A 15325-nucleotide genomic window follows, 5' to 3' on the forward strand; every position below is an offset into this window, starting at 1 on the left:
AATAAGTTCGTTCTTTATAGTTCGTTTAGTATTTATTAATAGGGTCTTTAGTGTCATTTCTCACACGACCTCCATGGATGGAGGAAGTGCAATGTAATTGTCTGGAACAATTACTGCCAAAGCCACTTCGGCGTTGTATGGTTAAGCCTCACGGGCAATTAGTACAGGTTAGCTCAAAGCCTCACAACTCTTACACACCCTGCCTATCAACGTTGTAGTCTCCAACAACCCTTTAGGGACTTAAAGTCCAGTGAGAACTCATCTCGAGGCTCGCTTCCCGCTTAGATGCTTTCAGCGGTTATCGATTCCGAACATAGCTACCCGGCAGTGCACTTGGCAATACAACCGGAACACCAGAGGTTCGTCCACTCCGGTCCTCTCGTACTAGGAGCAGCCCCTCTCAATTCTCAAACGCCCACGGCAGATAGGGACCGAACTGTCTCACGACGTTCTAAACCCAGCTCGCGTACCACTTTAAATGGCGAACAGCCATACCCTTGGGACCGACTTCAGCCCCAGGATGTGATGAGCCGACATCGAGGTGCCAAACACCGCCGTCGATATGAACTCTTGGGCGGTATCAGCCTGTTATCCCCGGAGTACCTTTTATCCGTTGAGCGATGGCCCTTCCATTCAGAACCACCGGATCACTATGACCTGCTTTCGCACCTGCTCGACGTGTCTGTCTCGCAGTTAAGCTGACTTCTGCCATTGCACTAACCGTACGATGTCCGACCGTACTTAGTCAACCTTCGTGCTCCTCCGTTACTATTTGGGAGGAGACCGCCCCAGTCAAACTACCCACCAGGCAGTGTCCCTATTCCCGATTCAGGGAACGAGGTTAGAACATCAAACATACAAGGGTGGTATTTCAAGGATGGCTCCACAATATCTGGCGACACTGCTTCAAAGCCTCCCACCTATCCTACACATGTAGGCTCAATGTTCACTGCCAAGCTGTAGTAAAGGTTCACGGGGTCTTTCCGTCTAGCCGCGGGTACACAGCATCTTCACTGCGATTTCAATTTCACTGAGTCTCGGGTGGAGACAGCGTGGCCATGATTACACCATTCGTGCAGGTCGGAACTTACCCGACAAGGAATTTCGCTACCTTAGGACCGTTATAGTTACGGCCGCCGTTTACCGGGGCTTCGATCAAGAGCTTCTCCGAAGATAACCCCATCAATTAACCTTCCGGCACCGGGCAGGTGTCACACCGTATACGTCATCTTGCGATTTTGCACAGTGCTGTGTTTTTAATAAACAGTTCCAGCCACCTGGTCACTGCGACTGTCGTTCGCTTACACCGCAAGGGCTTAACAAACAACAGCGTACCTTCTCCCGAAGTTACGGTACTATTTTGCCTAGTTCCTTCACCCGAGTTCTCTCAAGCGCCTTAGTATTCTCTACCTGACCACCTGTGTCGGTTTGGAGTACGGTTCGAATATATCTGAAGCTTAGCGGATTTTCCTGGAAGCATGGCATCATTCACTTCAACTCCGTAGAGTCTCGTCTCGTATCTCAGCCTTAGAAAACCGGATTTGCCTAGTTTTCCAGCCTACATACTTTCACGTGGACTACCAACGCCACGATGAATTAGCCTTCTCCGTCCCCACATCGCAATATATTCAAGCACGGGAATATTAACCCGTTTCCCATCGACTACGCCATTCGGCCTCGCCTTAGGGGCCGGCTTACCCTACCCTGATTAGCATGGGATAGGAAACCTTGGTCTTTCGGCGTGGAGGTTTTTCACCCCCATTATCGTTACTCATGTCAGCATTCGCACTTCTGATACCTCCAGCAAGCTTTACAACTCACCTTCAACAGCTTACAGAACGCTCCCCTACCCCACATGCAAAGCATGTAGCCGCAGCTTCGGTGCATAGTTTAGCCCCGTTACATCTTCCGCGCAGACCGACTCGACCAGTGAGCTATTACGCTTTCTTTAAAGGGTGGCTGCTTCTAAGCCAACCTCCTGGCTGTCTATGCCTTTCCACATCGTTTCCCACTTAACTATGACTTTGGGACCTTAGCTGGCGGTCTGGGTTGTTGCCCTCTTCACGGCGGACGTTAGCACCCGTCGTGTGTCTCCCGGATAGTACTCATTGGTATTCGGAGTTTGCAAAGGGTTGGTAAGTCGGGATGACCCCCTAGCCTTAACAGTGCTCTACCCCCAATGGTATTCGTCCGAGGCTCTACCTAAATAGATTTCGGGGAGAACCAGCTATCTCCCGGCTTGATTAGCCTTTCACTCCGACCCACAGGTCATCCCCTAACTTTTCAACGTTAGTGGGTTCGGTCCTCCAGTTGATGTTACTCAACCTTCAACCTGCCCATGGGTAGATCGCCGGGTTTCGGGTCTATACCCAGCAACTCAACGCGCAGTTAACACTCGCTTTCGCTACGGCTCCCCTAAACGGTTAACCTTGCTACTGAATATAAGTCGCTGACCCATTATACAAAAGGTACGCAGTCACAACACGAAGTTGCTCCCACTGCTTGTACGTACACGGTTTCAGGTTCTATTTCACTCCCCTCACAGGGGTTCTTTTCGCCTTTCCCTCACGGTACTGGTTCACTATCGGTCAGTTAGGAGTATTTAGCCTTGGAGGATGGTCCCCCCATCTTCAGTCAAGATATCACGTGTCCCGACCTACTTAATATGGATATTACACTTTTTCGCATACAGGACTATCACCTACTATGGTCAAACTTTCCAGAATGTTCTGCTGAAGTGTAATATCTCGGCTGAACCCCGTTCGCTCGCCGCTACTAAGGGTATCTCAATTGATTTCTTTTCCTCCGGGTACTTAGATGTTTCAGTTCTCCGGGTTCGCCTCTTACACCTATGTATTCAGTGCAAGATACTCCTAAGAGTGGGTTGCCCCATTCGGAAATCCTGGACTCAACGCGTTTTATCAACTCGTCCAGGCTTATCGCAGATTAACACGTCCTTCATCGCCTCTAACTGCCAAGGCATCCACCGTGTACGCTTAGTCACTTAACCATACAACCCGAAATAACCTTTCGATTATTCAAATCGTATAAATCAAAATGACACTTTCACGCGCCTATTAAATTTTGAATACTAAATTCACTATATGGATGAACTTATTACTTTTGCCTAATTGTTAAAGAACATTTGGTTGCCTACAAGGATGTAGGTATATCGAATTCGTCAGGAACGAAATTCGATGAGAAACCAAACTGATTAACTCAATTTAGATGAGTCAATGATTTGGTCTCTAACCACTTTGGTAACTGCTTATCTGTGTGAACACTCAGTAAATTTCAAGTCTTAGGTAAGGAGGTGATCCAGCCCCAGGTTCCCCTAGGGCTACCTTGTTACGACTTCACCCCAGTCATGAACCACACCGTGGTGAACGCCCATTATTAAGCTATCCACTTCTGGTGCAGCCCACTCCCATGGTGTGACGGGCGGTGTGTACAAGGCCCGGGAACGTATTCACCGCAGCATTCTGATCTGCGATTACTAGCGATTCCGACTTCATGGGGTCGAGTTGCAGACCCCAATCCGGACTACGAACGGCTTTAAGGGATTCGCTAACCATCGCTGGCTCGCCGCCCTCTGTACCGTCCATTGTAGCACGTGTGTAGCCCATCCCGTAAGGGCCATGATGACTTGACGTCGTCCCCACCTTCCTCCGGTTTGTCACCGGCAGTCTCCTTAGAGTTCCCGACCTAATCGCTGGCAACTAAGGATAAGGGTTGCGCTCGTTGCGGGACTTAACCCAACATTTCACAACACGAGCTGACGACAGCCATGCAGCACCTGTCTCTACGCTCCCGAAGGCACAAAAGCATCTCTGCTAATTTCGTAGGATGTCAAGGGATGGTAAGGTTCTTCGCGTTGCATCGAATTAAACCACATGCTCCACCGCTTGTGCGGGCCCCCGTCAATTCATTTGAGTTTTAATCTTGCGACCGTACTCCCCAGGCGGTCTACTTAGTGCGTTAGCTGCGCCACTCACGTTTCAAGAACACAAACAGCTAGTAGACATCGTTTACGGCGTGGACTACCAGGGTATCTAATCCTGTTCGCTACCCACGCTTTCGAACCTCAGCGTCAGTCACTGTCCAGGGGGCCGCCTTCGCCACTGGTATTCCTTCAGATCTCTACGCATTTCACCGCTACACCTGAAATTCTACCCCCCTCTACAGGACTCTAGCCAGACAGTTTTGAATGCACGGCCGAGGTTAAGCCCCGGTTTTTCACATCCAACTTATCTAGCCGCCTACGCTCGCTTTACGCCCAGTAATTCCGATTAACGCTCGCACCCTCCGTATTACCGCGGCTGCTGGCACGGAGTTAGCCGGTGCTTCTTCTGTTGCTAACGTCACATCATACGGGTATTAACCGCACAACTTTCCTCACAACTGAAAGTGCTTTACAACCCTAAGGCCTTCTTCACACACGCGGCATGGCTGCATCAGGGTTTCCCCCATTGTGCAATATTCCCCACTGCTGCCTCCCGTAGGAGTCTGGACCGTGTCTCAGTTCCAGTGTGGCTGATCATCCTCTCAGACCAGCTAGGGATCGTCGCCTTGGTGAGCCATTACCTCACCAACAAGCTAATCCCACTTGGGTTGATCTAAAGGCGAGAGCTAAAAGCCCCCTTTAATCCGAAGATACTATGCAGTATTAGCCATCGTTTCCAATGGTTATCCTCCACCTCAAGGCACATCCCCAAGCATTACTCACCCGTCCGCCGCTCGTCATCTTCTAGCAAGCTAGAAATGTTACCGCTCGACTTGCATGTGTTAGGCCTGCCGCCAGCGTTCAATCTGAGCCATGATCAAACTCTTCAAAAAAGTAAATCTGGGTCTCAATGAATTCTGATTTTTTACTCAACAACCAAAGTCGTTGAAGCAAGTTTTAAGACTGTATAAGTCACTCATTCTTCATCAAGTAATTTTTTATACCTGAATATTTACGAGTGCCCACACAGATAAGTAAGCTACCAAATTGTTAAAGAACTGCACTTTTTAAGTGCTTCCTTCAAGGCCAGTGCCCTGAAGTGAGGCGCGCATTCTACGCTAAACCTCTTTGATGTCAACAACAGTTTTAAACTTTTTTGACATTTTTTTGTGAAGCTCGATTATTAAAAATCATGTGCTTGCACTTATACGCAAAAAGCCCTTAGCTAACGCTAAGGGCTTCTTTTGGAATAAGAGCCTGACAGTGTGCTACTCTCACATGGGACCTCCCACACTACCATCGCCGCAATTGCGTTTCACTTCTGAGTTCGAGATGGAGTCAGGTGGTTCCGCAATGCTATCGCCGTCAGGCATAAACTGTTATGTATTCAACTCTTGAGTTAAATACCAATTAGGCTTGTAATAAGTTCGTTCTTTATAGTTCGTTTAGTATTTATTAATAGGGTCTTTAGTGTCATTTCTCACACGACCTCCATGGATGGAGGAAGTGCAATGTAATTGTCTGGAACAATTACTGCCAAAGCCACTTCGGCGTTGTATGGTTAAGCCTCACGGGCAATTAGTACAGGTTAGCTCAAAGCCTCACAACTCTTACACACCCTGCCTATCAACGTTGTAGTCTCCAACAACCCTTTAGGGACTTAAAGTCCAGTGAGAACTCATCTCGAGGCTCGCTTCCCGCTTAGATGCTTTCAGCGGTTATCGATTCCGAACATAGCTACCCGGCAGTGCACTTGGCAATACAACCGGAACACCAGAGGTTCGTCCACTCCGGTCCTCTCGTACTAGGAGCAGCCCCTCTCAATTCTCAAACGCCCACGGCAGATAGGGACCGAACTGTCTCACGACGTTCTAAACCCAGCTCGCGTACCACTTTAAATGGCGAACAGCCATACCCTTGGGACCGACTTCAGCCCCAGGATGTGATGAGCCGACATCGAGGTGCCAAACACCGCCGTCGATATGAACTCTTGGGCGGTATCAGCCTGTTATCCCCGGAGTACCTTTTATCCGTTGAGCGATGGCCCTTCCATTCAGAACCACCGGATCACTATGACCTGCTTTCGCACCTGCTCGACGTGTCTGTCTCGCAGTTAAGCTGACTTCTGCCATTGCACTAACCGTACGATGTCCGACCGTACTTAGTCAACCTTCGTGCTCCTCCGTTACTATTTGGGAGGAGACCGCCCCAGTCAAACTACCCACCAGGCAGTGTCCCTATTCCCGATTCAGGGAACGAGGTTAGAACATCAAACATACAAGGGTGGTATTTCAAGGATGGCTCCACAATATCTGGCGACACTGCTTCAAAGCCTCCCACCTATCCTACACATGTAGGCTCAATGTTCACTGCCAAGCTGTAGTAAAGGTTCACGGGGTCTTTCCGTCTAGCCGCGGGTACACAGCATCTTCACTGCGATTTCAATTTCACTGAGTCTCGGGTGGAGACAGCGTGGCCATGATTACACCATTCGTGCAGGTCGGAACTTACCCGACAAGGAATTTCGCTACCTTAGGACCGTTATAGTTACGGCCGCCGTTTACCGGGGCTTCGATCAAGAGCTTCTCCGAAGATAACCCCATCAATTAACCTTCCGGCACCGGGCAGGTGTCACACCGTATACGTCATCTTGCGATTTTGCACAGTGCTGTGTTTTTAATAAACAGTTCCAGCCACCTGGTCACTGCGACTGTCGTTCGCTTACACCGCAAGGGCTTAACAAACAACAGCGTACCTTCTCCCGAAGTTACGGTACTATTTTGCCTAGTTCCTTCACCCGAGTTCTCTCAAGCGCCTTAGTATTCTCTACCTGACCACCTGTGTCGGTTTGGAGTACGGTTCGAATATATCTGAAGCTTAGCGGATTTTCCTGGAAGCATGGCATCATTCACTTCAACTCCGTAGAGTCTCGTCTCGTATCTCAGCCTTAGAAAACCGGATTTGCCTAGTTTTCCAGCCTACATACTTTCACGTGGACTACCAACGCCACGATGAATTAGCCTTCTCCGTCCCCACATCGCAATATATTCAAGCACGGGAATATTAACCCGTTTCCCATCGACTACGCCATTCGGCCTCGCCTTAGGGGCCGGCTTACCCTACCCTGATTAGCATGGGATAGGAAACCTTGGTCTTTCGGCGTGGAGGTTTTTCACCCCCATTATCGTTACTCATGTCAGCATTCGCACTTCTGATACCTCCAGCAAGCTTTACAACTCACCTTCAACAGCTTACAGAACGCTCCCCTACCCCACATGCAAAGCATGTAGCCGCAGCTTCGGTGCATAGTTTAGCCCCGTTACATCTTCCGCGCAGACCGACTCGACCAGTGAGCTATTACGCTTTCTTTAAAGGGTGGCTGCTTCTAAGCCAACCTCCTGGCTGTCTATGCCTTTCCACATCGTTTCCCACTTAACTATGACTTTGGGACCTTAGCTGGCGGTCTGGGTTGTTGCCCTCTTCACGGCGGACGTTAGCACCCGTCGTGTGTCTCCCGGATAGTACTCATTGGTATTCGGAGTTTGCAAAGGGTTGGTAAGTCGGGATGACCCCCTAGCCTTAACAGTGCTCTACCCCCAATGGTATTCGTCCGAGGCTCTACCTAAATAGATTTCGGGGAGAACCAGCTATCTCCCGGCTTGATTAGCCTTTCACTCCGACCCACAGGTCATCCCCTAACTTTTCAACGTTAGTGGGTTCGGTCCTCCAGTTGATGTTACTCAACCTTCAACCTGCCCATGGGTAGATCGCCGGGTTTCGGGTCTATACCCAGCAACTCAACGCGCAGTTAACACTCGCTTTCGCTACGGCTCCCCTAAACGGTTAACCTTGCTACTGAATATAAGTCGCTGACCCATTATACAAAAGGTACGCAGTCACATAACAAGTATGCTCCCACTGCTTGTACGTACACGGTTTCAGGTTCTATTTCACTCCCCTCACAGGGGTTCTTTTCGCCTTTCCCTCACGGTACTGGTTCACTATCGGTCAGTTAGGAGTATTTAGCCTTGGAGGATGGTCCCCCCATCTTCAGTCAAGATATCACGTGTCCCGACCTACTTAATATGGACATTACACTTTTTCGCATACAGGACTATCACCTACTATGGTCAAACTTTCCAGAATGTTCTGCTGAAGTGTAATATCTCGGCTGAACCCCGTTCGCTCGCCGCTACTAAGGGTATCTCAATTGATTTCTTTTCCTCCGGGTACTTAGATGTTTCAGTTCTCCGGGTTCGCCTCTTACACCTATGTATTCAGTGCAAGATACTCCTAAGAGTGGGTTGCCCCATTCGGAAATCCTGGACTCAACGCGTTTTATCAACTCGTCCAGGCTTATCGCAGATTAACACGTCCTTCATCGCCTCTAACTGCCAAGGCATCCACCGTGTACGCTTAGTCACTTAACCATACAACCCGAAATAACCTTTCGATTATTCAAATCGTATAAATCAAAATGACACTTTCACGCGCCTATTAAATTTTGAATACTAAATTCACTATATGGATGAACTTATTACTTTTGCCTAATTATTAAAGAACATTTGGTTGCCTACAAGGATGTAGGTATATCGAATTCGTCAGGAACGAAATTCGATGAGAAACCAAACTGATTAACTCAATTTAGATGAGTCAATGATTTGGTCTCTAACCACTTTGGTAACTGCTTATCTGTGTGAACACTCAGTAAATTTCAAGTCTTAGGTAAGGAGGTGATCCAGCCCCAGGTTCCCCTAGGGCTACCTTGTTACGACTTCACCCCAGTCATGAACCACACCGTGGTGAACGCCCATTATTAAGCTATCCACTTCTGGTGCAGCCCACTCCCATGGTGTGACGGGCGGTGTGTACAAGGCCCGGGAACGTATTCACCGCAGCATTCTGATCTGCGATTACTAGCGATTCCGACTTCATGGGGTCGAGTTGCAGACCCCAATCCGGACTACGAACGGCTTTAAGGGATTCGCTAACCATCGCTGGCTCGCCGCCCTCTGTACCGTCCATTGTAGCACGTGTGTAGCCCATCCCGTAAGGGCCATGATGACTTGACGTCGTCCCCACCTTCCTCCGGTTTGTCACCGGCAGTCTCCTTAGAGTTCCCGACCTAATCGCTGGCAACTAAGGATAAGGGTTGCGCTCGTTGCGGGACTTAACCCAACATTTCACAACACGAGCTGACGACAGCCATGCAGCACCTGTCTCTACGCTCCCGAAGGCACAAAAGCATCTCTGCTAATTTCGTAGGATGTCAAGGGATGGTAAGGTTCTTCGCGTTGCATCGAATTAAACCACATGCTCCACCGCTTGTGCGGGCCCCCGTCAATTCATTTGAGTTTTAATCTTGCGACCGTACTCCCCAGGCGGTCTACTTAGTGCGTTAGCTGCGCCACTCACGTTTCAAGAACACAAACAGCTAGTAGACATCGTTTACGGCGTGGACTACCAGGGTATCTAATCCTGTTCGCTACCCACGCTTTCGAACCTCAGCGTCAGTCACTGTCCAGGGGGCCGCCTTCGCCACTGGTATTCCTTCAGATCTCTACGCATTTCACCGCTACACCTGAAATTCTACCCCCCTCTACAGGACTCTAGCCAGACAGTTTTGAATGCACGGCCGAGGTTAAGCCCCGGTTTTTCACATCCAACTTATCTAGCCGCCTACGCTCGCTTTACGCCCAGTAATTCCGATTAACGCTCGCACCCTCCGTATTACCGCGGCTGCTGGCACGGAGTTAGCCGGTGCTTCTTCTGTTGCTAACGTCACATCATACGGGTATTAACCGTACAACTTTCCTCACAACTGAAAGTGCTTTACAACCCTAAGGCCTTCTTCACACACGCGGCATGGCTGCATCAGGGTTTCCCCCATTGTGCAATATTCCCCACTGCTGCCTCCCGTAGGAGTCTGGACCGTGTCTCAGTTCCAGTGTGGCTGATCATCCTCTCAGACCAGCTAGGGATCGTCGCCTTGGTGAGCCGTTACCTCACCAACAAGCTAATCCCACTTGGGTTGATCCAAAGGCGAAAGCCGAAGCCTCCTTTAATCCGAAGATACTATGCAGTATTAGCCATCGTTTCCAATGGTTATCCTCCACCTTAGGGCACATCCCCAAGCATTACTCACCCGTCCGCCGCTCGTCATCTTCTAGCAAGCTAGAAATGTTACCGCTCGACTTGCATGTGTTAGGCCTGCCGCCAGCGTTCAATCTGAGCCATGATCAAACTCTTCAAAAAAGTAAATCTGGGTCTCAATGAATTCTGATTTTTACTCAACAACCAAAGTCGTTGAAGCAAGTTTTAAGACTGTATAAGTCACTCATTCTTCATCAAGTAATTTTTTATACCTGAATATTTACGAGTGCCCACACAGATAAGTAAGCTACCAAATTGTTAAAGAACTGCACTTTTAAAGTGCTCACTTCAAGACCAGTGCCCTGAAGTGAGGCGCGCATTCTACGCTAAACCTCTTTGATGTCAACACCAGTTTTAAACTTTTTTGACATCGTTTTCGACGTTTCTTTTTTAAAGCTTGGTAGCGAAACTTGGTAAAACCGTTTGTTTGCTGCCCCGTCGTTGTGTGGCGCGCATTTTAGGGAGTTTTCATTTTTGGTCAAGCACTTTTTTGAAATAAATTTGAAATAATTTGACCTTTTGTCTTTTTGCTCAAATACTGCGCTATATACGGTCAAATAAGGCCTTGATGTAAATAGCCTGTTATCAAAAGTAGGTTTTTTAAGCTTTTCAACGAATTGAGATTTAATAATGGATAATTTAAAAAGTTTTAAAGGTAACACTCCCCAGCTAGCGGCTGGCGTATTTGTCGATTTTAGTGCTGTGCTTTACGGGGAAATTGAAATTGGTGAAGATTCAAGTATCTGGCCCTTAGTTGCGGCCAGAGGTGACGTTAACTATATAAAGATCGGGGCGCGCACCAATATTCAAGATGGTTCGGTGCTTCATGTAACGCGTAAATCGGCTAACGAAGGTAAAGGCTACCCATTAATTATAGGTGATGACGTGACAGTTGGTCACAATGCAATGCTGCATGGCTGTGTATTGGGTGATCGTATATTAGTGGGTATGAGTGCCACTATAATGGATGGTGCTATAGTCGAGAACGATGTTATTGTAGCGGCCGGTAGTTTAGTCTCACCAAATAAAACATTAGAGTCGGGCTATTTATATAGAGGCAGCCCTGCCAAACAAGCGCGTAAACTAACTAAGGATGAGCTCGCGTTTTTGAAACAATCTGCAGATAACTATGTGGTTCTCAAAAATGAATATTTAGCAGAGCTAAATAACGACTAACCTTAGTTAACTAGTAGAACAATGCGAACTTGAAATCAGTACCGTGATTACTAACACGAACTAGTATCCGTTTTTGTTAGTTATGCGCCTCAAGGTTTCAATGCCATTATCTATCATGTACTTTTCAAACGCTTTTGATAGCAAACTTGGTGAACGCTTTACGTGTTTCACCAAGTACCAACTATTTTGAATTGGAAACTTTTCAACATTCAGTTTTATTAAACCTGGCACTTGCCCATAATCTAAAGTATGGCGACTGAGTATTGATAAGCCCAACCCAGCGGCAACCGCATACTTTATCGCTTCATTACTTTCAATAGTCATTTTTTCGTTGAAGGTAACGCCATGGGTTTGAAAAAACTCCTCTATACTGCGGCGCGTACCCGAGCCTTGCTCCCGCATAATAAGCGGATAGTGTGATAGACGCGCTAAGCTAATACTTTCTTGTTGGGCTAATTCATGTCGCTCGGGTGCAACCACCACAAGTTCATTATCAAGAAAAGGTTGCGTTTCAATATCAACATCTTCTGGGGTGTGGCTAAAAAAGTAAAAGTCATCTTCATTGGTATTAAGCCTTTTAATCACTTCTTTACGGTTACCTATTTTCAATTGAATATCAATTTTAGGGTGTTGCTTACAAAACGCGCCTAATAACAAAGGTAAAAAATACTTGGCTGTAGAAACTACACTTAGTTTTAACGTTCCAGAGTTAAGGCCTTTGATATCATCCAATTTGATACTCAAGTTTTTAAAGCTATTGTCGATTTCATCTGCACATTCTAATAGCGCTCTGCCCGCTTCTGTCAATTCCAGTTTTTTGCCTTTTGCTCGATACACAGGCAAACCGACGGTCTCTGTTAAGTTTTTCAGTTGAATCGATACCGAAGGTTGTGAAATGTGCAATTGCTCTGCCACTACAGAGATACGATTAAACTCATCTAATGCTTTAACTAATTGCAATTGTCTAAAAGTAGGCGCCTTCATATAAATCTTTATCTATTAAAATCATAGTTAATATATATTGGAATTAATTTAATGGCGAATTTAAACTGCTGACTAATCGATAATGCAATGTGGTGTGAACATTGCTTTTGAACTGTTTGTGATTCGATACGTAAAACCAAGCTTAGAGTTGCTTTCCCAAATATTGAAAACATAGCTCGCCAGTGACGGTTTAGAGTGTGCATTTATAGTCAAAGCGATCAGGTTTTAGGGGAAGCCGTCAAAGCTACCGCATCCGTGCTCACGCTCCTTACCTACATCCATGTAGGCAAGCTTCGAGACCCCATGAGCATATGCTCTACTATGTGATTGGGGCTGCCTAAAGGGATTTAGGTAGTAGGACGACGCAGGAGCCAAAGTCGAGAGTAAGCGCTGACAATGAACCATAAGACCTGAGCGAGAAGACTATATGTGCACCTATTGATGTAACAACTAATTCGTAAATAAGTAAGCGGTATTAACTGCTGCGGAGGAAACATGTTAGAAACGATATCCGGCAACATCAGAAAGCTAGGGGCGTCTTTAGGCCAAACGATAGCCAATGACCAAGGCGAGTATTGGGTCAATAACATTGAACAAGTACGAAAATTAGGTCGTAGTGTGACTCAAAATGAGCGCGACGCTATTGGCAAATTACAACGCATTATCAAAGGCTGCTCTGAGCAAGAACTCTTGATATATGCTCGTGCCTTTAGCCAATTTTTAAACTTGTTAAATATTGCAGAACAACAATATACCACCAGTGAGAAAGGTTTAATTGAACTCGATCTACCTCATCCTTTAGCTTCATTATCTAGCAAGCTGGAAGGCAAAAATGTCGACGATATTAAAAAAGCTTTCGACAAATTGCACATAGAGCTCGTTTTGACTGCTCACCCCACGGAAGTTAATCGCCGTACCTTCATTCATAAATATCATGAAATTGCAGAAGAGCTACCAGATGAAGAGCAAGAGTTAAGCCCGCGCGTTGAAGAATTGATCGAGCAAGCATGGCATACAAATCAAATTCGTAGTAAGCGCCCTTCTCCCCTTGATGAGTCACGTTGGGGATTAAATGCTATTGCCGATAGTTTATGGGATTCCGTGCCGCAATTTGTCAGAGAATTAGACGAACTAGCGAAAGAGCTTACCGGCGAGCCTTTACCAAAAACCTTTATGCCAATCACCATGGCAAGTTGGCAAGGTGGTGACAGAGATGGTAACCCATTTGTCACAGCTCAACTCAGTGATCGCGCGATCACTCAAGCAAGGTTAAGAGCTGCTGAACTCTATTTAGTCGACTTTGAAAAACTGTATTTAGAACTATCTATGCATAAAGCCGATAGTTTTTTAATTGAAGCTGATATTACGCAAATTGGACCTTACCGCTACTGTCTGCGTAAAGTCATTCGTAAATTACAAGACAGTATTGCGTTATTAAAAGAAGGGAAAACAGAGGGAGCAATTTGTAGTGCGGATGAATTGTTAACTCCACTATACCAATGTCGTGAAAGTTTACTAACGGTAGGCCTACACTCAGTTGCCAACTCACATATTTTGGATTTGATCAGAAAAGTTCAATGTTTTGGCATCTCACTAGTCAAATTAGATATCCGTCAACATAGTGAACGTCACGATGCAACGTTAGCAGAAATAACGCAAGCATTAGGTTTAGGTGATTACCTGCAATGGTCAGAACAAGAGCGCGTCGACTTTCTCTTAAAAGAGCTATCGAACCCTCGTCCTCTACTACCTAAAGGAGAATGGACACCGGATACACAGGAAGTTTTAGATACCTTCTATATGATTGCATCTCAACCACAAGAAGCGATGGGGATTTATATTATTTCCATGGCCAGCCAAGTAAGTGATGTACTGGTTGTTAACTTATTGATGAAGGCAACAGGGGTATCTTGGGATATGCCAATTGCACCTTTATTCGAAACGCTGGATGACTTAAATAATGCCACTCAAGTTATGGGGGAATTATTAAAAGTTGCAAGCTATGTTGAACGTTGTAAACACCAACACTATGTGATGATAGGTTATAGTGATTCAGCTAAAGATGCTGGGGTACTAGCCGCAACTTGGGCTCAGTATCAAGCACAAGAGTCCTTAGTTGCCTTATTCGAGAAAAACGACGTGGAACTAAAATTGTTCCATGGCCGTGGCGGCACAATTGGTCGAGGTGGAGGTCCAGCTCATGCGGCTGTTGCATCACAACCGCCAGGTTCGCTAGATGGTGGATTACGCGTCACTGAACAAGGTGAAACGATCCGCCACAAGTATGGTTTACCTCGTTTAGCCGTTAGAAGCTTACACCTGTACGCCAGCGCAATATTGGAAAGCTTAATTACACCGCCACCAGCACCTAAGCAAGAATGGCGTGATTTAATGGATCAAATGGCTGAACAAAGCTGTGACGTTTATCGAGACTATATTCGAGGTCAGGATGCGTTTGTACGCTATTTTAGACAAGCAACACCAGAACAAGAGCTATCATCTTTGCCACTCGGTTCTCGTCCAAGTAAGCGTAAATCTGATGGTGGAATTGAATCGTTACGGGCTATCCCATGGATATTTGCGTGGAGCCAGAACCGTTTAGTCGTACCGAGTTGGTTAGGATTAGGCCAAGCCATTGCCGATTTCTACCAAGAAAATGCGGGATTAATGCGGGAAATGCTCACTAACTGGCCTTACTTTAAAGCGCGTATTTCATTAACAGAAATGGTGTATTTAAAATCAGATTCAGATATTTCTGCTTTATATGACAGCGAATTAGTCGAGCCGGAGTTGCAAGATTTAGGCGCTAAATTACGCACTCAATTAAAACAAGACGAACAGTCCATTTTAACTCTACTTGATCAAACAGAGATCATGCAAAATGACCAATGGAATTTGAACTCGTTTAATTTACGTCAACAATACTTAGTGCCTTTACACATTATGCAAGTTGAGGCGTTAAAGCGGCTACGCGAAAAGCCTGAACACCCTGAATGTGAGCAAGTGTTAATGGTGACTATGGCGGGTGTTGCTACTGGTATGCGTAATACGGGTTAATGTTTGATAGAG

The 15325-nt window shown here is 46.5% G+C and carries 3 protein-coding genes and 5 rRNA genes; 2 read left to right on the top strand and 6 right to left on the bottom strand.

The window, feature by feature from the left end; genetic code table 11:
• Window positions 1-137 precede the first annotated feature (137 nt).
• The 5 genes from C2869_RS07870 to C2869_RS07890 all read right to left on the bottom strand — a co-directional run bounded on the left by C2869_RS07870 (window position 138) and on the right by C2869_RS07890 (window position 10198).
• Window positions 138-3010, bottom strand: a 23S ribosomal RNA gene (locus C2869_RS07870).
• 296 nt (window positions 3011-3306) lie between these two features.
• Window positions 3307-4836, bottom strand: a 16S ribosomal RNA gene (locus C2869_RS07875).
• 362 nt (window positions 4837-5198) lie between these two features.
• Window positions 5199-5313: ribosomal RNA gene (rrf, locus tag C2869_RS07880) — 5S ribosomal RNA — on the bottom strand.
• Between the two features lie 187 nt (window positions 5314-5500).
• Window positions 5501-8373 (bottom strand): 23S ribosomal RNA (locus tag C2869_RS07885).
• Window positions 8374-8669: 296 nt separating this feature from the next.
• Window positions 8670-10198: ribosomal RNA gene (locus C2869_RS07890) — 16S ribosomal RNA — on the bottom strand.
• Together the 16S, 23S and 5S rRNA genes form the textbook arrangement of a ribosomal RNA operon.
• Window positions 10199-10726: 528 nt before the next feature.
• On the opposite strand from C2869_RS07890, the gene C2869_RS07900 reads away from it, so the two are divergent.
• A complete protein-coding gene (locus tag C2869_RS07900) occupies window positions 10727-11272 on the top strand; it encodes a gamma carbonic anhydrase family protein (RefSeq protein WP_108602419.1) in 546 nt (181 codons plus the stop codon).
• 60 nt (window positions 11273-11332) lie between these two features.
• On the opposite strand, the gene C2869_RS07905 is transcribed toward C2869_RS07900, so the two are convergent.
• Window positions 11333-12256 carry a LysR family transcriptional regulator gene (locus C2869_RS07905; protein WP_108602420.1) on the bottom strand — a complete coding sequence of 308 codons (924 nt, stop codon included), beginning with the start codon at window positions 12254-12256 and terminating at the stop codon, window positions 11333-11335.
• A gap of 495 nt (window positions 12257-12751) precedes the next feature.
• On the opposite strand from C2869_RS07905, the gene ppc reads away from it, so the two are divergent.
• Window positions 12752-15313 carry a phosphoenolpyruvate carboxylase gene (gene ppc, locus C2869_RS07910; RefSeq protein WP_108602421.1) on the top strand — a complete coding sequence of 854 codons (2562 nt, stop codon included), beginning with the start codon at window positions 12752-12754 and terminating at the stop codon, window positions 15311-15313.
• Window positions 15314-15325 lie beyond the last annotated feature (12 nt).

The sequence above is a fragment of the Saccharobesus litoralis genome (assembly GCF_003063625.1).
Lineage (GTDB): Bacteria > Pseudomonadota > Gammaproteobacteria > Enterobacterales > Alteromonadaceae > Saccharobesus > Saccharobesus litoralis.